Origin of the sequence: uncultured Nostoc sp., from assembly GCF_937863485.1 — a bacterium.
Lineage (GTDB): Bacteria > Cyanobacteriota > Cyanobacteriia > Cyanobacteriales > Nostocaceae > Nostoc.
In genome coordinates, this window is the sequence record NZ_CALMFY010000085.1 from 1 (window position 1) to 22956 (window position 22956).

Sequence of the window (22956 nt, forward strand, 5' to 3'; positions counted from 1 at the left end):
ACGCCGTTGTATTCTGTTGCAACAGTTGGTAAATCAGTAGAAGGCCGAGTTTCTTGAGTTGCCATTTGTTTCTCCAAAATTTAGTAGTTTTTTAGGTGTTTAATTTCTATCTAGTAGCCAATCAGATGTAAAACGTCACGCAGGACGCTATAACCGGCTAAGTCCCACAGTAAATAGGCAAGAAAGCCAATAGCTGCTAAGCGACCATTCCAAATTTCGGCTTGAGGAGTAAAGCCAAACAGAAAAGCATTACGATCTACGCCGTTGTATGATGCTGCAACAGATGGTAAATCAGTAGAAGGACGAGTTTCTTTAGTTGCCATTTGTTTCTCCAAAATTTAGTAGCTTTTCAGGTGTTTAATTTCTATCTAGTAGCCAATCAGATATAAAACGTCACGCAGGACGCTATAGGCGGCTAAATCCCAAAGTAAATAGGCAAGGAAGCCAATGATTCCTAAACGACAGTTCTAGATTTCGGCTTGAGTGTCCAGCCAAACAGAAAATAATTGCGATCGCAACCATTACCTGCTGTTGCAATTACTGACAAATCTCTGTCTGGAAGAACAAGTTGCCATCTCTATTATCCTTAACAATTCGTTTGTTAACTTTAATGTACCTTTTAATTACTAAACTGCTTTCTGCCTGTAGGCACAAACTACAGGCACATAATCAACAACATATTGTAGATAAATCCACCCTAAGAGGGTGATAAAAATCAAAATGTAAAGAAATGTAAAATTTTAGCAATTAAACTATAATTGCAGAAAAATCAATCGTTGTGATTAAGCAATTAAAATTAAAAAGTGGCAGCCAAAAATTAGCCAGCTTTTTAACTTCATATTGAACATTTTCACAGTTAGCTAATAAAATTTATATCTTTTGCTGGATATAATTTTCAGCCTTTGGAGAGATGCTTGAAACAGCTAAAGTCTACGATTCTGAGCTAAACAGAGTTAGGTATTGCAATAGATACAGACATAATCGATACTAAGAGTTGCTTCTCAAGAAAATCTTAATTCCCCAAATTTCAACTTAGTAGAAGGAAATACAATGTTCCAAAGTACGGAAATAATGGTGGGACTCTACAAACCACTATTGTGGTTAGCACAGGTTCCAGTAGAATCCTCAAACGTCACGCCAGCACAGGCATCGGTTCTCACTTCTGGGCCGCGCTTTTTTGTGGCTTTAATCTCCGGCGTGATTTTAGCCTTTGCTTTCCAATTAGTTCTAACTAATCTCTCCCTTGCAGCCGGTATTTCCTACCTGGGGCACTCATCTGACTCGGATTCCGATTCTGGGGAAGTCGGAAGTTTGGGCGGCAGCATTCGCAAAATCGGCACCGCAGTGGGGATTTGGACATTAGTCACTGTGACGATCGCCTTATTAATCGCTTCTTTTCTGGCGGTGAAATTGAGCTTAGTAATCTTAGACCCAGCATTAGGAGCGATTCTCGGCTTGGTAATTTGGGGTGCTTACTTTTTGATCCTGGTTTGGGTAAGTTCCACCACCGTAGGTTCCTTAATTGGCTCAGTCGTCAATACGGCAACTTCTGGTTTTCAGGCGATAATGGGGACTGCTACTGCCGCACTAGGCGCAAAAGCTGTCAATAACCAAGTTGTAGCGACGGCTGAAGCTGCGGCTAGCGCTATCCGTCGGGAACTAGGAAGCGCCATCGACCCTACAAGTATCCGGGAAAACGTTGAAGATTACTTAGACAAGCTGCGTCCCCCAGAGCTAGATTTGTCGAAAATTCGGAGCGACTTTGAAAATTTACTCAACGATCCGCAATTAAAAGCGCTCGCTGGGACTCCAGACATTCGCAACATCAACCGCGATAAGTTTATCGAGTTAGTCAGCAGTCGCACCGACCTTTCCAAAAAAGACGTTAGCCGCATTGCTGATACGTTGTATAAAGTTTGGCAGCAAGTGGTAAGTCAGCAATCACCTACTCCAGACGGTCTGGCTGAGTTAATGGATTATCTCAAATCAGTTCCAGCAGGACAAAGCAAGACAGATGAACTTAACGCCAAACTGGATCGGTTAGTAGCAGAAAAGGGTGATTCCAAACAAGCTGACCAAAAGGCGGCTCCAGGGCTAATTCAAAGTACACTCCAGCAAGGACTATCTGCCTTAAGCGCCACTGTGTTGGGACGGTCAGATTTGCCTGATTTGGATGTGGAGAAAATCTTGCGTAGCCTCACCACTGCTAAAGATAAAGTCACTCAACAAGCAGATAAGCTAGGGTTGCCAACACCTTCAGAACCCTATAGCCCAATTCGGGCTGATGTCGAAAATTACCTGCACAACACTTATGCTTGGCAACTAAGTCAGGAAAAAATTGCCCAAGAATTTCGTGATGTCATCTACGATCCAGCAGCTGACCCAGGAATAGTCCGCAGGGAATTAGAACGACTATCCCGCAACGATTTTGCCAACATCCTGCAACAACGGGGACTACTTACCCAAGCCCAAATTCAGCGGATTGCAAATCAGCTAGAAGCTGTCCGCCAAGAGGTGCTAATAACAGTGAGAGCTGTCGAAGAAAGAGACATAGTTCAAGACTTGCAACGCGCAGTGGAAAGTTATCTGCTCGTTACCCCGAAAGCAGATTTGACAGCCGAAGGCATTGAGCAGAATTTTAAACCACTGTTGCAAGATCCAGAGGCAGATTATGAAACCCTGACATTGCGACTGGCGCTGGTTACACGTCAGGAAATTCGGGAGATATTGCTGCAACGTAATGATGTCCAGCTATATGAAGTAGACAGCATTCTGGATGAGTTTGAAAAACAACGCGATCGCGTCTTGGTAGAATCCAAAGGATTAGCAGAACAGGCACAATATCAAGCAGAAACCCTGTGGCTGAATGTAGAATCATATCTGCGTAATACAGGAAAATCAGAACTCAATCCTGATGCCATCCGCGCGGAGTTCAAAAAGCTACTGGAAGATCCTCAAGCTGGAATTACCTCAATTCGGGCCCGCTTGTCTCGCTTTGACCGCGATACCTTGGTGCAATTGTTGAGTCAGCGGCAAGATTTGAGTGAAGATCAAGTTAATCAAGCCATCAATGCTGCTGAGGAGTCTTGGCATAGTATTCGCCACACACCGCAAGCTGTTGTGGAAAAAGCTAAAGAGCAATACGACTCTGTTACTACCACGATCGCAGATTATCTGCGGAATACTGGTAAACAAGAACTCAACCCTGAAGGTATTGGGCGAGATTTGACCAGATTGTTTGAAAATCCCAAGGAGGGAGCTGTCGCACTGCGCCGTCGGTTGTCGCAGGTAGACCGAGATACATTAGTGAAGTTGCTCAGTCAACGCCAAGATTTAAGTGAAGAACAAGTCAATGAAATCATTGATTCTACACAAAATTCGATTCGCAACTTTGTGCGTGCGCCTCGTCGCCTAGCTACCCGCACACAGCAAAGAATGGAAACATTCAAAGGTAATCTGGAAGACTATCTACGGCAAACTGGCAAAGAAGAACTTAACCCAGAGGGTATCAAGCGCGACTTGCAACTATTGTTGCACGATCCACGAGTTGGGGTGGAAACTTTTAGCGATCGCCTTTCCCATTTTGACCGTTCTACGATCATCGCCCTGCTGAAAATTCGGGAAGATGTTTCCGATGAGGAAGCGGCACGGATTGCAGACAACATTGTGTCTGTAAGGGATCAATTTGTAGAACAAGTGCGGAACATCCAACGAGGCATTCAAGATGCAATTGATGGGGTTTTCGGCCGTATCCGTAACTATCTTAACTCTCTGGATCGCCCGGAACTTAACTATGATAATATCAAGCGCGATGTTCGCACATTTTTTGACGATCCCCAGGCGGGATTTGATGCCCTGCGCGATCGCCTATCTTCTTTCGACCGTGATACCCTAGTGGCAATTATGAGTTCTCGTGACGACATCTCCGAGGAAGATGCCAACGGCATTATCGACCAAATTGAACGGGCCCGTAACACAGTATTGCAACGTGCAGAACGCATACAGCAAGAAGCGCAACGCCGCCTAGAACAGGTGAAGCTTCAAGCGCAGCGGCAAGCAGAAGAAACCCGCAAAGCCGCAGCTACAGCCGCTTGGTGGCTATTTGCCACCGCATCCGTTTCCGCCGTTTTCTCTGCATTAGGAGGAGCGATCGCTGCAAAGCCGTAGTTTAACAAGTTTTCTCCGCTAAATTTTCAGCCTCCCCTATGGGAGGCTTTTTTTATATTTTGCAGACTTACACGCCATGCTCTTTAAACCATGCCAAAAGACGTTTCCAACCTTCCTTAGCTTCTTTCTCGCGGTAGGAGGGGCGATAATCGGCAAAAAAAGCATGGGGTGCATCGGGGTAGACGATAATTTCAGATTTGCTACTGCTGGACTTCAGGCGATCGCGCATCTGCTCTACTGTATCTAAAGAAATACCCGTATCCTTACCACCATAGAGTCCGAGAATAGGGACTGTCAGTTTTGATGCAATATCAATGGGATACTTCGGCTGAAGTTCGGTAGCATCACCCACCAGTCGCCCATACCACGCCACACCTGCCTTCAGCTTCGGATTGTGTGCTGCATACAACCAGGTAATGCGACCGCCCCAGCAGAAGCCTGTAATCGCCAATTTATTGGCATTACCTTTAGCTGATTTCACAGCCCAATTTACCGTGGCATCGAGATCCGATAACACCTGGGCATCTGGCACTTTTGCTACAATTGGGCGAATTTCGTCTGTGCTGCTTAATTTCGAGACATCCCCCTGACGGATGAATAATTCAGGTGCGATCGCCAAATACCCCAACTGAGCAAAGCGACGAGTGATATCCTGAATATGCTCGTGGACTCCAAAGATTTCCTGGATCACCAGGACAATGGGGAAATTTTCACCAGTGGCAGGTTCTGCTCTATAGGCAGGAATTTCCCCATCTTTAACAGGAATTTTCACCGCACCAGCTACCAACCCGTTAGCATCAGTGGTGATGACTTCGGCAGAAATGGGTTGCACAGCCAAGGCAAAACCCGTCGCCACGCTGGCTGTTGTAATAAATTTGCGGCGTGTTATTTCTTTCATCAGAATTGGCGAAAACTTTATTGTTGGTTATCCGTACAGTACTATAATGTAAATACTACGGTTTAGCAATCAGTTTACCGTAATATTGACTTTGTTCGCTACCTCATCGTTTTGTGTAGTTCATTTTATTGCTTTGCCTGTATACAAATAGCGATCGCCTTATTTTTACCGATTTATCCAATCTTCTCCACCGGGTAGCTGAGTTAAAGTTTCAGCCACAATAGTAGGTAACTGCTTAGGTGAATAGGAATAAGTTAGCACCAGAAACTTCAAAGCAGTCTGAATTAGCTGGTTTCTATCCACCATTTCAGCCAGATGAAACTGACTATATTTCCCACTCATCACTTCCTCACTAGCATCAGCGATCGCATCTTCAATAACTTCCTCTTCTATCAAATTTTCCCATTCATCTAAATTAATATAGTAAGATGTTTTATTATCTTTGATATTCAGTTTTTTAATTTCTCTGATGGAATTACGAATAGGATTTGCCCATGAACTAATTAATCGTTGTTCTAGTTGGTTCTTAATCAAATGAATCAGCAGAATCCTTAAATAAGCTTGGATATTCCGCAGAATAGCTTGTTTACTCATGCCTTCTAATTCATCTACAATTGCCAAGGCATCTGCGTAACGTCCTTCCTGAATACAAGTTCTGAGGTCTATTAATTCCTGTGTCATTTTTATTAACCTCAAAATTTCATCATGCTAATTTAAATATAACAATTACCCCTGTTTCATTGATCAGGTAGATATCTTAACCATTAATAAACTCACAACTTGCACTAGTAGGTCACGGCGGAAATAAACCTACCATCTCAAATGGGTAAAAAGCCCGGAATACAATTCTTTTGACTTTTGACTTCCGCCTTGCGGTACTAGTCCCCAAAACCGCCTCAAAATTCATTTTGAGGCTTATAGCTCAAGTTTTCTAGAGAAGATTGGGTAAAGGTTGTAGTCAACTTGAGTAGACTTGCGCTATAAGAGAAGAAATTTATTTATTGACGGAATATGGGGCAGGTGCAAGATATAACTAAAGCGTATCCTTCACTTCTTCGCCTGTATCACTTGCAAACTACCACCAGAATATAAAGTGGGTTCACCCACTTCAAACCCTGTCTCTGCCAATAATCTAGCCAAATCAGTTTTTAACAATTCCCAAGCTGTCTCCGTTTCAAATAACAGCAAAAACACTGACACACCGGGCCAAAATATCGGATTCGTAGGAGCATGAAAATCCACCAGCGTAAACACCCCTCCTGGTTTCAGCACCCGATAAACTTCACTAATAATTTTTCGCAATTGCTGAGGCTGCATCTCGTGTAATGCAACGCTGGTATGCACCACATCAAAGAGATTATCTGCAAATGGCATCTTTTCGGCAAAAGCTTCGATATAGGAAGCTAATGGTACATTTTGCCGCGCCCGTTGCAAAGACTTGGGTGAGGCGTCCAATCCTTTTACATTTTGTGAAAATTTTACCAAAAATTGCGTCGTTTGACCACTGCCGCAACATAAATCTAAGACGTGAGTTTCTGAGTGAATTGTTAAGCCTTGCAAAGCAAGTTGCCGAAAACGGGCTTCACCACCTACACTTAAGGCTGCTAAACGAGAGATACTATCATATAGCCACTGATAGCGGTAACTCCAATCCCTTAAAATTGTTGCCATTGCATATTTCCTTGCTATTAAGCTTTATTATTTAATAAAGATATATATTGTTAACATTAGTAAAAAACCTGAAAAGATTGGGGGAAAGTAACTGCTATGGGTCGTGTAGGCGTCTTATTACTCAATCTCGGTGGCCCTGATAAGCTAGAGGATGTCGGTCCGTTTTTATACAACCTATTTTCCGATCCGGAAATTATTCGCCTACCATTTCGCTGGTTGCAAAAGCCCCTAGCCTGGTTTATTGCCTCGCGGCGACTCAAAACCTCTCAAGAAAATTATAAGCAAATCGGTGGTGGTTCCCCACTGCGGCGAATTACAGAAGCGCAAGGGGAAGCTTTAAAAGAACAGTTGGGTTATTTGGGGCAAGAAGCCAATATCTACGTGGGAATGCGTTATTGGCATCCCTATACAGAAGAGGCGATCGCACAGCTTACCCAAGATAATATAGAAAACCTGGTAATCTTACCACTATATCCGCAGTTTTCTATCAGCACCAGTGGTTCTAGCTTCCGGCTTTTAGAAAAGCTTTGGCAAGAAGACCCAAAGCTTCAACACATTGATTATACCGTCATTCCTTCCTGGTACAAACAACCAGGCTACCTCCAAGCAATGGCGGAACTTATAGCCCAAGAACTCGATCAGTTTCCTAATCCAGACGACGTTCATATATTCTTCAGTGCTCACGGTGTTCCTAAAAGCTACGTTGAGGAGGCTGGCGACCCTTACCAGCAGGAAATTGAGGAATGTAGTGCCCTGATGATGCAGACCCTCAATCGGCCCAATGTCCACACCTTAGCTTACCAAAGTCGCGTCGGCCCAGTAGAATGGCTCCAACCCTATACTGAAGATGCCCTCAAAGAACTAGGTGCACAAGGTGTGAAGGATTTGGTTGTCGTGCCGATCAGTTTTGTCTCAGAACACATCGAGACACTGCAAGAAATTGATATTGAGTATCGGGAAGTAGCAGAAGAATCAGGAATTCATAACTTCCGTCGTGTTCCTGCTCCCAATACCCATCCAGTGTTTATTAATGCACTTGCAGACCTGGTGATTGATGCGCTGAAAAACCCCAGTTTCAAGCTTTCGCAAGCTGCCCAAATGAAAAAAAGGGTGAAAATGTACCCTCAAGAGCGTTGGGAATGGGGTCTGACTACTAGCGCTGAAGTCTGGAATGGTCGGATTGCTATGCTGGGCTTCATTGCCTTAATTATCGAGCTGATTACCGGTCACGGCTTCTTGCATATGATTGGACTTTTGCAGTAAATGAAACGAGTTAGGAGTTAACGCGATGTGCAATTTAATATTTTGACCTCACTTCCATTCCTCTCTCCTAAAAGGAGGAGCCACTGCGCTTTTGCGCTCTGCCGACTTGTTCGCTCTTAGCGTTCCCGCTCTTTAGCACGTGGCGTCAGAGGCTTTGAATTTTCCCCCTTCCCTCATAGGAAAGGGGGCTGGGGGTTAGGTTTGAGTAAAAGTTGCACACGGGCGGAGTTAGGAGTTAAGAGTTTTAAGTTTTTCTCCCTAACTTTTCATTCCTAACTTCTGACTTTGAACTCCTAACTTTTCTGCCAATACCAGTCATACCACTGCTTCGCGCTACGAACTGCAAACCAGAGCAATATTAAAGCAATTAATCCTCCTTGCGAGGGAGCACCAAAGGCAAAAACTACTAGAGCAACACACAAGGTATCTTGAAGAAAGACTGCCCACAAGGGTAAGCCACGTAACCGATAGAACCAACCAACTTGAACTAGCTGGAGTACTAAAGCTAACAAACCCCCAATTAGGGCAATCAGCCAGTTTGGCGTTGCTGTTGCAGAAGCTACTCCTAATCCCATAATTGCTCCCACGAGGGGAGACATGAATAACTCAACCAGTTGTAGCAATCTTTGCCCCCATAGCTTTTTTGAGGCTAATAATTCAATTAAAGACCAACAGCTGAGGCAGCCTAATAAGATTGGTGGAGAAATGTGAGATAAAATTGGAAATTGTGACCATAAGTTACTACCCTGCAACAGTCCCATAATCAGCAGAGGTGTACCTATTCTCATTCCTGCTGCCGCAGAGGCAGAAAGTGTGGCTAGGATTTCAATCATTAGGGCACTCAAAGTGCTAGGTGAGTAAGTATTTGTTGTTTATACTACCCACTGCTAGTAATAATTCCAGCACTGAACTAAAATTTGTAGGACTTACGCAATACGGTAGTGCTCAAGATGTAATGATGGAGAAGTAGAGTTTCTTGGTGTTCTCCTTCCCATGCTGTAGCACTACCAAGTTGTAGACTTTATCAAATTAAAATTCGCTGTATTCCATGCAAAAGCTCCATTTACGAGTATCAAAGACTCATCAGCAAGTCTAATTAATCGCTTTGTAACCCGCGTATTGCTCTGCATAAGCCAAATGCTATGCGGGTAAAGTCTCATGTAGATGAGCCAAGGCTGTGTGTATTTTGTAGGACTTACGCAATAACTCTCTGAAACCTTATTCCTTCGTGTCCTTTGCGTACTTTGCGGTTCGTTTTTTCATGATTTTGCGTAAGTCCTGTTTTGCCTGCTTTGAGGCGACTGGCGTGCGGTTTTTTACCATCAATTTTAAGTAAATAGGAGTTAAACCTCATATATGTTGAGAACCGTAGTTTTTGCCCTCACCCTAAATCCCTCTCCCAAGTAGGGAGAGGGACTTATTTTTGGCTCCGCTTCTGGCAATATTGGGAGAAGGGGCTGGGGGATGAGGGTTTTTTCTTTTCATACCGAAAGAACTACAGTTTTCAAGGTGGACGCAGTTTATACCAATTCGTAATCCCCTATGAACCCATGCCAATTACCAATTAAAGCTAAATACCCAACCTTTGGTAAACCTCTTCTAAATGCAGGAGATGCTGTTGGGGGTCAAAACTCACCTCAATTTCTGCTGGGGACAACTTTTGAGTAACACGAGAGTCTTTGCTAATTAAGTCGTGAAAATTGCCTTCTGGCTTATTCCAAGCAGCATGAGCGTTTTCTTGAACGATCGCATAAGCCTCTTCACGGCTGCTTCCCTTGTCTATTAAGGCAAGTAGCACTTTTTGGCTGAACACAACGCCACCATAGGAGTTGAGATTCCGTTCCATGTTCTCAGGATAGACCAATAGGTTTTTTACCAAGTCGGTTATTTCTATCAACATAAAATGCGTCAAAGTACAAGCATCTGGCAAAATTACCCGTTCTACAGAACTGTGGGAAATATCCCTTTCATGCCAGAGAGCCACGTTTTCCAAGGCTGCACCTGCATGACTTCTGACGAGTCGTGCCATTCCCGTTAGCCGTTCCGAACGGATGGGATTACGCTTGTGTGGCATCGCTGAGGAACCTTTTTGACCTTTGGCGAAGAATTCTTCAACTTCCAGAACGTCTGTTTTTTGCAGATTGCGAATTTCTACAGCAAAACGTTCGATGGATGCCGCTACCAAAGCTAATTGTTGCACATAGTCAGCGTGGCGATCGCGGGAAATAACTTGCGTTGAGGCCGTATCAGGTTTGAGTCCGAGTTTTTGGCAAGCGATCGCTTCTACACGCGGTTCAACGTTAGCATAGGTTCCTACCGCACCAGAAATCTTACCCACAGCAATAGTTTGGTGAAGAATTCTCAAGCGTTCTTGGTGTCGCAACACCTCTGCTAACCAGCCAGCTAGCTTGAAACCAAAAGTAATCGGTTCAGCGTGGATACCATGCGATCGACCAGCCATCACTGTATGACGATGTTCTTGGGCTTTTTGGCGAATTACCTGAATCAAATCTTCCAGACGTTGCAATAATATATCTAGGCTGGCAACTAATTGCAATGCTAAAGCTGTATCTAAAACATCCGAACTGGTTAAACCCAGGTGAATGTAACGTCCGGCATCCCCAACATATTCGTTGACATTTGTCAAGAAAGCGATGACATCGTGGCGGACTACAGCCTCAATTTCCAACACCCGCTTCGGGTCAAAATCTGCCTTGGCCTTAATTTCCTCAACCGCCTGAGATGGAATGTAACCCAGTTCGGCTTGAGCTTCACAAACAGCAATTTCGACTTGCAGCCAAGTTTTTAGCTTATAGGTTTCACTCCACAGATTAGCCATTTCGGGCAAAGTATAGCGCTCAATCACGGTTCGGCACAGAATACAACCGTCATATTTTACAGTCTAATTAATGTACATCACTTTTTAGTGCTGCTTTTTGCTCAGGGACAGAACGAGTTTTTGAATCAAAGGTGATGATACTAATCCTACCGTCAGCCTCTATATATGCAAACTTCACATCTGCTAAAAATTCCACACCTTGCTGACGTAACTTGCTCATCAACTCATCGTCTGTAATTAACTCTCGTTGCAAATGACGCTGAATCATCCGACCATTTTTCACCAGTAGCAGCGGTGGCTGATTCATAAAACGTTGGAACTGGGGTATTTTGTAGCCTAACCAATTCAGCAAATAGCTTCAAAAAATCACAGTTCCTACCAGAATAGCACCCTCGGTAATCGATGTATAATTACTCGCCATAGCGTTTTAGGCAGCTTCAGCAAATAGCACAACTACTAGTAAATCACTTATTCCTAATGTTCCTAGTTGTCGACTAGGAAGAAAACGTAGCACTGAAAATAGCGCTAAATATACCAGCGAACCACGGATAATCAACTCCAAGACGCTAATGCTAGGAACAAAGATTGACTGCCAATTGATAAAAAACTATTTTTCTATTAGCACTGATTTTCTTCCTTTCTCAATAGATTTCTGGAAAAAATCCAGTATCAGGTTATTTATCTGTGGTCTTATTTCATAAACCTGACTTTTATTAAAGGTTAAATCCTTCAATATTTATCAGATTTACAAATATAAAATACCAGTATTTCGACATTAAAATCGCTAATTTTTTCTTTTATTTTTTAAGCGTTTGGGCTTTTTAAAAGATTGGAAGAAGCGATTAATCAAGTTAGAAGATGGCTTTTTATTAGTCGACGATCGCCCCGTTGGATTTGTGCCATTATCTTTGGTGTTATCAGACAGAGGTATGGCATCCTTTGTTGGGGTTATGCCACTTCCGTACCTTTTGGCATAAACTTGGGTAAACTCTGCACCGAAGAAAAGAATCTGTGCGGCATAGTTAACCCAAGCTAAAAGCACTACCAGTGAACCAGCTGCACCGTAGGTTGAACCAAAACTGCCATTACCTAGATATTGTCCTAATAAAAACCTACCAATAGAGAACAAAAATGAGGTAATAACAGATCCAATAAAAACATCATTCCAAGTAATTTTAACATCTGGCAGAACTTTGAAAATTAACCCAAATAGTGCTGTAGTGATCGAAAAAGATAAAACAAAGTTAACTATTCGCCAGAGGAAATCAATACCGGGTAGGATGTTGCCAAAGTATGCTACTACTGCTGCTAACCCCGTACTAATTACCAGAGAAACTAAAAGTAAAAAGCCAATCCCGATCACCATTGCAAAGGACAAAAAGCGTAGGCGAATCATGTTATTTACGCCGCGTCCGGGTTTCGCTTTCACTTCCCAAATCGTGTTGAGGGAATCTTGCAACTCGGTAAATAAACCAGTAGCACCCACTAGCAGAACTACAACACTAATAATGGAAGCCATCGCTCCTGTTTGTGGTTTGTTAGCATTCTGAATGGCTGTTTGGATAAACTGTGCCCCATCTTTACCGACTAAACCTTGAATTTGTCCAACGATTTGACCCCTTGCTGCATCTTCTCCAAATACTACCCCTGCGATCGCAATTACAATAATTAACAACGGTGCGATGGAAAAAATGGTGTAATAAGCTAACGCTGCCGCTAACCGTGAAGCTTTATCCTCACTCCATTCTTTGAATGTCTCTTGTAATAACTTCCAAATCGCCTGTAAATTCATCCAATCAGTCTCCTTAAGGAATGTCGCTTACTTCCTGATATATTTGATACTTATTTCTTAAGTAACGACATCCACCCAAGGGAGTTTGTGCAGCGTCCTGGAGGAGGAATTTAGTAGAGTCGATAATTTCCTTGACGGCAATATCTATAAATAATTTGCTTTTTGGTGACAATAGGTAGTGCGATCGCTTTAGTATATAAAATGCAGTGAAAGCAATCGCATAATTGCTTAATTGATTAGTCATTAGTAAGAGCGCTTTTGAAGTGCATACCCCGCCTCTTGTAGCGCGGAAAAACTTTCTTATATCAGACTAATTCAAACCACGTTCAAGAGTGAGCGTGGTATCTCAAGGACTAATGACCAAGGACTAAGCGCAAAGTTCTGAGCAGAGGAAACCTCTGCTCAGACTTTGTAAGAATTACTAATGACTCCACGCAACGGTTTGATTCCCCTAATATCGTTTCGCTAAAATTCGGGATTTCTTCATCGGTTAGCTATCTATTGCATCGGACTGAAAATTTATACTTACTCATATAACGGTTCCGATTGAATAACCGATTCTCCTGCCTCTTCTAAATTACGTAGGGTGTTTAATGATAGAAAACCAAACCCGACTTTAGAGGCAATATCTAGTAGCGTATAACCCATTGTTTCCCCACCTTGACCAAGAGCGTTAAACCCTTCTGGACTAAGAATCCACACAATTGGATAGAGTGTCCACAGTACCAGATGCACAGTCACCAGCTTACGGAATGCTTGCTTGGATCTGGGATGTTTGCGTTCTGCCTCAATCCGGTAGGGCTTCACTAATAAATAGAAAACCGCGACGTAAGCACCACAACTCACAATATACCAGATGTAGCTGATCGGCTTAGGTGTGACTGTGGCAAGGAAGCCAGTGGCAAGCATATAGGCGTTTGCTCCTAATAAGCTACTTGTAATCAGCAGGCTCGTTCTTCCCAAGAAAGTCAGATCCAACAACAACAGCGGCGTTGAGCAAAACCAAGTGACAAATCGCACCCAATAAGTTGGACGATCATTGATGATGTTAACTCCTTGACCGAATGCCATTGCTAAGTACAGCCCACTGGCAATCAAGCAAATGAAAAAATTAAGTGTATACAGTATTTTCCAGCGTTCATTTTTACCATTGTGTGCGCCTACTCCGAAAAAAGCACAACCTAGTGCCATACTGATGACACCAATCCACAGCCAAGTTTGAACCATAAGTATTTTCCAGCTTTTTGATAACTATTAATAACAAATGGTTAAGTATAACTTTCACTAGTTAACCTTATTTGTTTTTGCTTGCCTATAAACTATTATTTATACTTCTTATTATGCCAGTTTTAATAATAAACAAAATGTTTCTTAATGGGGATTTTAGATTAATAAAAAATCTGTAAAAATCTGATTTAAGTACAATCAAAAATTCAACTTTAGTAGTTTGCACTTTAGTACACCACAAGCAGTCTTCTCTCTAGGGTAAGACTCATATAGAATATGAACTGAAAATTTGGTATTGCTGAATCTAAGTATGAAATTCAAAAATTCTATAGGACTCATAAGGGAGACGCTCTTGCTAGCTAGCTTCTCCGTAGGAGTACAAGTCGGGAAACCCGCTGTTAGCACCTGGCTCAACTTTTCGCTGCGTCTGGAGAGTGAGGCTAATTCATACTTTGATTCAGCAATGCCGAAAATTTTTACTGCATCCTATCTATCGTGCGATATTGAATCGCTTCCGCTACATGATTGGTTTTTAGCTCATCGTCTCCCGCTAAATCTGCAATAGTCCGTCCTACTTTGAGAATGCGATCGCTTGCTCTTGCCGATAAACCTAATTTTCTAATTGCTACTTCTAATAAACTGCGGCTAGCATCATCTAGCTTGCACCATTTCTGAAGATGACGACTTTGCATGTGGGCATTGCAACGCAGATTTGGTTCTTCTTGGAAGCGGGTAATTGCGCGATCGCTTGCTTGTTGAACCCGTTCCCGTACTGATGTTGATGCTTCTCCCGTAAGTTGTTGGGTAATTTCTTCTGGTTTTAAGCGATTCACTGCAACTTGTAAATCAATTCGATCCATCAACGGTCCAGAAAGTTTTGCCCAATATTGCTCGCGCTGGCGGGGAGAACAAGTACATTGTTGGATGGTATCGCCATAATAACCGCATGGACAGGGATTAGTACTCGCTACCAAAGTAAACTGCGCGGGAAACGTTACCGATAGTTTGGTGCGGGAAATCGTGACATAGCCATCTTCCAAAGGTTGACGCAGAAATTCTAAAACATCACGTTTAAACTCCGTAAGTTCATCAAGAAAAAGTACACCTCTGTGAGATAATGAGATTTCCCCAGGACGAGGGAAGCTCCCACCACCCACAAGAGAAGGCCCGGATGCTGAGTGGTGGGGGCTGCGAAAAGGGCGATCGCGTACCAACGAACCGCGATTTTTCAATAAACCAGCCACCGAATGGATGCGAGTCACTTCTAAAGATTCGGCAAAACTCAGGGGTGGCAAAATTCCTGGTAAGCGCCTTGCTAACATAGTTTTCCCACTACCAGGCGGGCCGACAAAGATTAAATTATGCCCGCCAGCAGCAGCAATTTCTAAAGCACGACGCGCATGAGCCTGTCCTTTCACATCATGCAAATCTGCGCCAGGGTAGGATACTGTTGCTATCTCCGTTGTGCCATCTATCTGCACAGGTTTGTAACGCCCCGGATTATTTAAAAAATCCACCACATCAGACAGATGTTTGCAGCCGTAAACAGCCAAATCTTGAACCACTGCGGCTTCTTGGGCATTATCAGCAGGGATAACTAAACCTGCAATTCCCATTTTTTGGGCAGCTGCTGCGATCGGTAAGACACCAGCCACCGGACGCAAACTGCCATCTAGAGAGACTTCGCCCAAGAATAGATAATCCCCCAACAAATCAGCGCTAACTTGCTCAGAAGCCGCCAAAATTCCCACACTAATAGGCAAATCGAAACAGGGGCCTTCTTTCCGTAAATCAGCCGGAGTTAAATTGATTACAATTTTTCGCATGGGAAAGGCGAAACCTGCATTCTTCAACGTTGCTTTGACTCTTTCTCTTGATTCTTGAATCGCTGAATCTGGCAGTCCCAAGACAACAATTCCCGGTAATCCCCCTGACACATCGACTTCCACCCCTACTTTGACGGCATCGATGCCCACAATTGATGCACTCCAGACTCTGGCAAGCATTTATTATATAACAGTAAACCTTTCAAATCTCTAGCAGATGAGTTGCTAGATTGGCATTAGTGAAACTACAGAGACGATTTTCCGATCAAAATAGTTAACATAGCACTTTCTGGCTATTTTCTTGTTAATAAAACATCTTGAAAAGAACCAGCCTAACTAACTGCAACAACAGCACCGTCATTTACTAACTTCCCATCTTCCATGTAGACGATGCGATCGGCAATATCTAGAATCCGATTGTCATGAGTAACTAAGAGAATAGTACAATCCTGTTCTTTAGCTAGTGTTTGCATCAAGTTGACTACATCTCGTCCCGATTTACTGTCAAGGGCGGCGGTGGGTTCATCCGCTAAGACAATTTTAGGACGACCAACTAGAGCACGAGCGATCGCAACTCTTTGTTTTTGTCCCCCAGATAAATCATCAGGATAATAATTGAGGCGCTCTCCTAATCCTACCTCCTCTAACATTAGGGCTGACCGGATTTTCATTTCTGCCGGCGAAATATTATTATGCACTTCCAAGCCCATTCTGACGTTCTGGAGTGCTGTCAGGCTACCGTGCAAATTGTGAGCTTGGAAAATATAACCGTTATTGCGTCGCGCTTGGGTAAGTTGTGTTTTTTTAGCGCCACACAGTTCTTGTTCCAATATCTGCAAACTGCCAGATTGGGCAGAACGCAAGCCGCCGACTAAGGTGAGAAGTGTAGTTTTACCGGAACCAGAAGGGCCAGTCATGATAATAATTTCGCCGGCGTTAATATCCAGGTTGATATCAAAGAGAACTTGCTTGCGAAGTTGACCATGACCAAAATAGTGGTCAAGATTTTTAACAGAGATTACAGGAGGCATAGCAATTTTAGATTTTAGATTTTAAATTTTAGATTTGGAATTATTAATTATCCCTATGCCCCATGCCCATTTTTAAAACATATCTGCGGGGTCGGCGGACTGTAATTTACGAGTAGCGATCGCACCTGAAATTAAACACATAATCATAGTCAGCACTAACACTGTCAAGGCTCGTGCTAAGGTCATATATACAGGTAAATTCGTAGCATTACGAGTCAGATGGTAGAGTCCTAAAGGCACAATTGCTCCTGGGATAAAGCCCAGTACTGCCAGAATTACTGCCTCTTCAAACACCACACTTAGTAGGTAAAGATTGTTATAACCCATTGCTTTGAAGGTGGCATATTCCTTGATATGGGCATTTACATCAGTAGAAAGAACTTGATAGACGATAATTACCCCTACCAAAAACCCCATTGTTACACCTAGACTGAAAATAAACCCGATGGCAGTGTTTTTTTGCCAATAGTCTCTCTCAAAGGCGATAAATTCATCGTGGGTAAAAACTTTGACATCTTTACCCAGGTAAGATTTCAAGGTGTTTGCCACTTGCTTTGGGTCATAGCCTGGTTGTAGCTGAATCAAACCTAAACTTACACTGCTTGCCTGTTGTCTGGGAAATAATCGCAAAAAGTTTTGATCGCTGGTAATCAAGCTACCATCTGCGATAAAAGAAGCTCCAACCTTAAATAAGCCATTAATAGTAATTGTGCGTCGTTCTATTTCGGTTGTAACGGGTTTACCCTGTTCAATTTGGGCGATTACCTCTGTATAGTCTCCTCTAGAAGCACTATCGAACAAGACGCTATCTGGTAACTTAATCACGTCCAAGTTGCGGTTAACTTCTGGTAAGTCAAAAAGTTGCTTGTCAGGATTGAACCCTATAACTAGTACCGCTGTTTCCTGGTGCGTTTGGGGATTTTTCCAATCGATAAAGTTGAGATACATTGCTTCGGTTGACTTCACCCCCGGCATATCCATTGCCTGGTACAGTCGCCGCCGAGGAAATGTAGACATATTTGCCAGGTTACGAGCTTGGGGACTAACTAACATGATGTCTCCCTGCATACTGGCATGTAGCCTGGTGTTACTGTCAAACAGGGCATTCTGAAACCCTAGCTGCATGAACATGAGAACATCGGCAAAGGCAATGCCTGACAATGCCACCAAAAAACGCCCTTTTTCATGACTCAATTGCAGCCATCCTAAAGGCGTCCGCCGCCGCAGTTGCTGGATAAATCCAATCACAGTTCAATCACCGCCTTGACTTGCAGATTAGTTAAGCTAGTAGCTTCTTGGCTGGATAGTCGATTTAGTTGCACATGGACTTCCACTACTCTGGCATCAATATTGCTAGAGGGGTCAGCATTAATGACATTCTGCCGCTTTATCTGCATACCAATCCAATCTACCCTTCCCAATAATTCATGAGGTAGGGAATCGCTACTGATCCGCACTCGTTGCCCCGGACGCACTTTCTTGATATCAGTTTGGTAAACTTCTGCTACTGTATACATTTGGTCGGTTTGACCTAAATCCACAATTCCTTCATTACCAACAGTTTCTCCTGATCGCGTATTAATCTCCAAAATTCGACCAGGTTTAGGAGCCAGAACGTATGCCTGTGCGAGTTCTGCTTTAATTTTCTCAGCGGTGGCTTGAGCGCTGTCTATTTCTGCTTGTGCGGTTGCTACATCTGTTGGACGCACTTCAGCAGTTTGGTTCAGGGTAGCTTTTGCCTCATTAATTTGCTGTTGCAGGGTGGCTGAAGTTTTGTTCTGGTTGGCTTTTGCCTCATTAATTTGCTGTTCTAGAGTGGCGATAGTTGTTCTCTGGGTAGCTTGGCTTTCCAGCAACTGCTGAGTGGAAGTTTCTGCACTCAAGCGTCTCCTGTCAACTTCCTGATTGGAAATTGCTCCTTGTTGGTATAAAGTCTCGTAGCGTTGGGCGTCAGCTTGGGCATTACCTTTCTCGGCTGTTAAGCGAGCCACTGTTGCTTTTAACTGCTGTTTTTGACCCTCTAGTTCCGCTTCTAGGCGATTAATTGTGGCTTGCTGAGTTTTGATATCTCCCTCTAGTTCAGCTTGTATACGGCTCACAGAGGCTTGCCGCGCCCCAATTTCTCCCTGTTTTGCTCCCGCTCTTACTTGGGCAAGACGGAATTTGGCTACTTGGACTTGTTTTTCTGCTTCACGCAAACTTCCTTGTAAGCGATCGCGACTGTCCATAACCGCAATTACCTGCCCAAATCTCACCCTATCCCCTTCTTTAACCAAGACTTGTTCAACGCGATTCCCTTCATTGGAGGTAGGTGCAGAAAGTTTTATTACCTCTCCTTTCGGTTCCAACCGCCCCAGTGCTGTTACTGTTTTTACCACTAACTTTGGTGATACTGATGTCTCTTGCGGCTTCTTAGCTGTATTCTGAAACTTTTGTATCGTATAAACACTTAACATTCCTAGCAAAAAAGATGTCAGCATTGCTAACAAAACAGGCAATCTGAAGATATTTTGGGAAGACCGCGATTCATTTAGCTTTAAGTTTCGCTCCATAGCACCCATCTTAACTAGTGGACAATAAAACTAAACCGTATAGTTTTACTATACTAAACTAAATGGAGTAGTTTAGTCAATATCGCGTAGCTAAAGTTGTTACTAATTTGTCCTACATACCAAATTTATATAAACAATGCATATAATTAGCCTGCAAAGGCAGGCTTGCTAAGTCTAGTCCAAAGCTTCTAGGCTATGGGCATAATATGTAGGCTCACAGAGAATTGGTATAAGCCAATGAAAGGATGAAGCCTAAGGAAAAAAAGACTTATTTTAGAGCAATTCTCTTATTGAGATTGATTGCAAAGGCGAGAGGATTTTGAATTTTAATTTGAATTCTTTTTAAGATGGTTCCACAGCACAGGATGATTAAAAAATGACCCACATAAAAATCAACGAAGTTGAGCGGGAGGGTTCAAGCGATAAAGTCGAAAAAATTTTACAAGGGGCGATGCAAGAGTTTTTGGCACATGGCTATGCTGGTGCAAGCATGGATCGGGTAGCGGTAGGAGCAGGCGTTTCTAAAGCGACAGTTTACAGCCACTTTCACGATAAAGAAGGACTTTTTAAAGTATTAATGGAGCAACTAGCACGAAAGCGGTTTGAGTCAGTTTTTGGCACACAACCTCTTGAGGGAGAACCTCATATCGTCCTGCGGGAGTTGTTAACAAAAGCCTTGACACAGATGCTCAATGATAAGGAATTTCAGGGATTTCAGCGAGTGCTGATTGGGGAGTCTGCTCGTTTTCCGGAGTTATCTCAGGTTTTCCTCAGTTGTATCGCTAAACCTGGGAGCGAGATTATCAGTCAATACCTGGCTTCTCGCCAGGAACTCAATATTCCTGATCCAGAGGCAATGGTATGGATTTTAATGGGGTCAATAGTGCATTTAGTGATTGCTCAGGAGATTATGCATGGCAAAGATATTATTCCGATGGAAAGCGATCGCTTGATTGATGCCTTGACACACTTAATCACTAAATGCGCCGATTGAATTAGCTATCCTCCGGCGCTTATTCGGTCGGAAGGTCAAATTCACCTTGAGTAACAGTTGACTGTTTTGTTCATAAAAGCTACAGTATTGCCTCCGGTTTTTTTCGTTCCTTACCATTGAGCCTAGAATCCCACGGCTTTACGTGAAAACCAGCTAACACCGTGTTTTCATAGCCGTGGGAGTGTTAATTAGAGGCAGGAGGCAGGGGAGAAAGAAGACTGCCCACAAGGGGGCGGGGCAGAACAGCGCTCAAATATCAGAAGATTCCGCCCCTAATGGTGGCGGCTCGTACCGAAAATCCTTTTTCTCCCTTGCCTCTTGTTGTCAAAGGCTAGCTACAAATACATCCTCCAGCCATTGCAAGATTAACTAGGCAGGAATCACTTGAACAATTAATGAGCGTTTATCCAGCGACTGGATTTTACCTACTTGACTGAGATCATTTGCAATTCTGTCTAGCAGTTCTCCAGCTTGGTCACGATATTGATGTTCTCGGCCTCGTAAACGAATGGCAAACTTCACTGAATCGCCTTTACTCAACCACTCAACTGCTTTCTGAATGCGTAAATTGTAATCAGCCACACCCACGTTTAGACCGAACCGAACTTCTTTTACCGTGGGTCTAGCACTCTGGCTTTGACGTTTTTTCTTTTGATATTGAAGCTTGCCATAGTTAAGAATCTTGGCGATTGGAGCCTCTTTGCCTTGAGAGACTACAACCAAGTCAAGCTCTAAGCTCTCGGCTAACTGTAGCGCCTCATTGGTGTCGATCAGACCACGATTGTTATTCTCATGGTCAATCAAGAAGACATGAGGTGACTTGATTTGCGAATTAATCAGTTGCTTTTGGATTGCGATAATGAATTTCTCCCAATTGTTTAACACATTATTTTGCAAGTAATGCTAATTTAACACACCACTGAGTTAGAGCAACTTTAAGGACACAATGGACTGTAATCTGTTAGAATGCACAGCTGCGGCACTCGCTCTCAGTCTTTGCGCTACTGCCCATCCAGCCTTTCAATGATTTTTTATCCGTCCGCCTAAGACTGACGCCGCCATTGGCGACAGGCCGATGTTATTTTTGGAGTTTTATGTCTTTTTCTACTCTCGGCTTGTCCAATGAAATTATCCGTGCCGTTACTGAACGAGGGTACACCGAACCCACGCCAATTCAGATCCAGGCGATTCCTGCCGTCTTGTCGGGTAGCGATTTGCTAGCTGGGGCCCAAACTGGCACTGGAAAGACCGCTAGTTTTACCCTGCCGCTTCTACATCGGTTGTCGTCTGACAAGAGCATCAAAGGTACATCTAATGGCTACCGGCCGATCCGGGCGCTGATTCTCACCCCAACTCGTGAACTCGCCGCACAGGTGGAAGAAAGCGTACGCGAGTACGGCAAATACTTGCAGCTAAACTCGATGGTGATGTTCGGCGGAGTCGGTATTAATCTGCAAAAACAGCGTTTGAAGAACCGAGTGGATATTCTAGTCGCTACTCCAGGGCGACTGCTAGACCACGTACAGCAGGGCACGCTGAACCTGTCGCAGATTGAGGTTTTGGTGCTAGATGAAGCAGATCGGATGCTGGATATGGGCTTTATTCATGATATCCGCCGCATCCTCTCACTCCTGCCCAAACAGCGACAAAATTTGTTATTCTTCGCTACTTTCTCCGACAAAATCAAGACACTGGCCGCCGGACTGCTCAATCATCCAACGATGATTGAGGTCGCACGCCGCAACGTTACTGCCGAAACGATCGCCCAGAAAGTTTACCAGGTAGACCGTGACAAGAAACGCCAATTACTTGCTCACCTGATTCGGCGAGATAATTGGTATCAAGTGTTAGTGTTCACTCGCACTAAGTATGGCGCTGACCGTTTGGTTAAGCAGCTGGCTGAAGACCGCATTCAAGCCTTGGCAATCCACGGTAACAAGAGCCAGCCGGTGCGTACCAATGCTCTGGCAAAGTTCAAGAATGGCAGCTTACAGGTATTGGTGGCGACGGACATTGCTGCTAGGGGTCTTGATATCAGCGAACTGCCCCATGTAGTCAACTTCGATCTGCCCAATGTACCGGAAGATTATGTTCATCGGATTGGGCGCACTGGTCGCGCTGGCGCGTCAGGTGAAGCCGTATCGCTGGTGTGCGTTGATGAATACCCTCTATTGGCAGATATTGAAAAACTGATCGAGCAGCGCTTGCCGAAGGAAGTGGTCGCTGGCTTTGGCCCCAACTCTGATACCAAGCCTGAACCAATCCCAAATGGACGCCAACACAGACCGAAACCCCAAGGTGACAAGCGTCCGGCCCGTACTGCTAAACCGTCACCACAGACATCGGTTAAACGTAAGGTAGCGCCACCTGCTACGAATGGCGATAAGTCTGGTGCTCGTTCGTCTGCATCGCGCCGTTCTGCTAAACGCGATCGCTAATTTTCTTTAGCTGTTCAACTGGAAAACCTCGCTTCCATTCCTCTCTCCTAAGAGGAGAGAGGCTTTGAATTTCCCCCCATTGCCTTGTAGGGAAGGGGACTAGGGGGTTAGGTTTCGCTCTCTTCTTTTCCACATAACGTCAAAAGTCATTTCTAATGCAATACGCTTGGGTTAAGGCTAAAATCCTTTGTGAAAGTCAATTTTTTTAATTTAACCACAGAGGCGCAGAGAAGCCAGTGCGCCCTTGCGGTTCCCCGA

General features: G+C 43.8%; 18 protein-coding genes and 2 pseudogenes. 4 read left to right on the forward strand and 16 right to left on the reverse strand.

Annotated elements, in window-relative coordinates; all coding sequences use genetic code 11:
- Positions 1-110 precede the first annotated feature (110 nt).
- Together Q0541_RS11125 and Q0541_RS11130 are read right to left on the reverse strand one after the other, a co-directional pair.
- The gene (locus Q0541_RS11125; protein ID WP_298909640.1) at positions 111-323 is read right to left on the reverse strand and encodes a high light inducible protein; all 213 of its coding nucleotides are present in this window, start codon (positions 321-323) and stop codon (positions 111-113) included.
- 45 nt (positions 324-368) lie between these two features.
- Positions 369-547 (reverse strand): annotated as a pseudogene (locus Q0541_RS11130) (high light inducible protein).
- A gap of 503 nt (positions 548-1050) precedes the next feature.
- Here Q0541_RS11130 and Q0541_RS11135 point away from each other — a divergent pair.
- Complete coding sequence (locus Q0541_RS11135) at positions 1051-4167, forward strand: MFS transporter (protein WP_298909642.1); 3117 nt, start codon at positions 1051-1053, stop codon at positions 4165-4167.
- Positions 4168-4234: 67 nt separating this feature from the next.
- Here Q0541_RS11135 and Q0541_RS11140 read toward each other — a convergent pair whose 3' ends face one another.
- From Q0541_RS11140 to Q0541_RS11150, 3 genes are all read right to left on the reverse strand, one after another.
- A complete protein-coding gene (locus Q0541_RS11140; RefSeq protein WP_298909644.1) occupies positions 4235-5065 on the reverse strand; it encodes a dienelactone hydrolase family protein in 831 nt (276 codons plus the stop codon).
- 165 nt (positions 5066-5230) lie between these two features.
- Positions 5231-5746: a hypothetical protein gene (locus Q0541_RS11145; protein WP_298909646.1), complete on the reverse strand. Its 516-nt coding sequence runs from the start codon at positions 5744-5746 to the stop codon at positions 5231-5233.
- A gap of 366 nt (positions 5747-6112) precedes the next feature.
- Positions 6113-6736 carry a class I SAM-dependent methyltransferase gene (locus Q0541_RS11150; RefSeq protein ID WP_298909648.1) on the reverse strand — a complete coding sequence of 208 codons (624 nt, stop codon included), beginning with the start codon at positions 6734-6736 and terminating at the stop codon, positions 6113-6115.
- A 96-nt stretch (positions 6737-6832) separates the two neighbouring features.
- Here Q0541_RS11150 and hemH point away from each other — a divergent pair, with 96 nt between their 5' ends.
- On the forward strand, positions 6833-7999 hold the full coding sequence (gene hemH, locus Q0541_RS11155) for a ferrochelatase (RefSeq protein ID WP_298909650.1): 1167 nt from the start codon (positions 6833-6835) through the stop codon (positions 7997-7999).
- A gap of 293 nt (positions 8000-8292) precedes the next feature.
- Here the strand turns inward: hemH and Q0541_RS11160 are convergent, their stop codons facing one another.
- The 10 genes and pseudogenes from Q0541_RS11160 to Q0541_RS11205 form a co-directional block, all read right to left on the reverse strand.
- On the reverse strand, positions 8293-8832 hold the full coding sequence (locus Q0541_RS11160) for a DUF4126 domain-containing protein (protein WP_298909652.1): 540 nt from the start codon (positions 8830-8832) through the stop codon (positions 8293-8295).
- A 737-nt stretch (positions 8833-9569) separates the two neighbouring features.
- Positions 9570-10865, reverse strand: a complete 1296-nt coding sequence (purB, locus tag Q0541_RS11165) for an adenylosuccinate lyase (protein WP_298909657.1) — start codon at positions 10863-10865, stop codon at positions 9570-9572.
- A gap of 40 nt (positions 10866-10905) precedes the next feature.
- Positions 10906-11439: pseudogene (locus Q0541_RS11170) on the reverse strand (YetF domain-containing protein).
- Between the two features lie 183 nt (positions 11440-11622).
- Positions 11623-12630: a YihY/virulence factor BrkB family protein gene (locus tag Q0541_RS11175; protein ID WP_298909662.1), complete on the reverse strand. Its 1008-nt coding sequence runs from the start codon at positions 12628-12630 to the stop codon at positions 11623-11625.
- Between the two features lie 13 nt (positions 12631-12643).
- Positions 12644-12874: a hypothetical protein gene (locus Q0541_RS11180; RefSeq protein ID WP_298909665.1), complete on the reverse strand. Its 231-nt coding sequence runs from the start codon at positions 12872-12874 to the stop codon at positions 12644-12646.
- Positions 12875-13155: 281 nt separating this feature from the next.
- Positions 13156-13857, reverse strand: a complete 702-nt coding sequence (locus Q0541_RS11185) for a microbial rhodopsin family protein (RefSeq protein WP_298909668.1) — start codon at positions 13855-13857, stop codon at positions 13156-13158.
- Positions 13858-14333: 476 nt separating this feature from the next.
- Positions 14334-15863: a YifB family Mg chelatase-like AAA ATPase gene (locus Q0541_RS11190; protein WP_298909671.1), complete on the reverse strand. Its 1530-nt coding sequence runs from the start codon at positions 15861-15863 to the stop codon at positions 14334-14336.
- 152 nt (positions 15864-16015) lie between these two features.
- Positions 16016-16714: a DevA family ABC transporter ATP-binding protein gene (locus Q0541_RS11195; RefSeq protein WP_298909673.1), complete on the reverse strand. Its 699-nt coding sequence runs from the start codon at positions 16712-16714 to the stop codon at positions 16016-16018.
- Between the two features lie 72 nt (positions 16715-16786).
- On the reverse strand, positions 16787-17962 hold the full coding sequence (devC, locus tag Q0541_RS11200; protein ID WP_298909676.1) for an ABC transporter permease DevC: 1176 nt from the start codon (positions 17960-17962) through the stop codon (positions 16787-16789).
- Positions 17959-19266: an ABC exporter membrane fusion protein gene (locus Q0541_RS11205; protein ID WP_298909679.1), complete on the reverse strand. Its 1308-nt coding sequence runs from the start codon at positions 19264-19266 to the stop codon at positions 17959-17961. Before Q0541_RS11205 ends, devC begins: the two co-directional genes overlap by 4 nt.
- 376 nt (positions 19267-19642) lie before the next feature.
- Here Q0541_RS11205 and Q0541_RS11210 point away from each other — a divergent pair, with 376 nt between their 5' ends.
- Complete coding sequence (locus Q0541_RS11210; RefSeq protein WP_298909682.1) at positions 19643-20260, forward strand: TetR/AcrR family transcriptional regulator; 618 nt, start codon at positions 19643-19645, stop codon at positions 20258-20260.
- A 369-nt stretch (positions 20261-20629) separates the two neighbouring features.
- Here Q0541_RS11210 and infC read toward each other — a convergent pair whose 3' ends face one another.
- Positions 20630-21145 (reverse strand): translation initiation factor IF-3, encoded by a 516-nt coding sequence (gene infC, locus Q0541_RS11215; RefSeq protein ID WP_273763311.1) that lies wholly within the window; start codon positions 21143-21145, stop codon positions 20630-20632.
- A 209-nt stretch (positions 21146-21354) separates the two neighbouring features.
- On the opposite strand from infC, the gene Q0541_RS11220 reads away from it, so the two are divergent.
- Positions 21355-22698: a DEAD/DEAH box helicase gene (locus tag Q0541_RS11220; protein WP_298909888.1), complete on the forward strand. Its 1344-nt coding sequence runs from the start codon at positions 21355-21357 to the stop codon at positions 22696-22698.
- Positions 22699-22956: the final 258 nt, after the last annotated feature.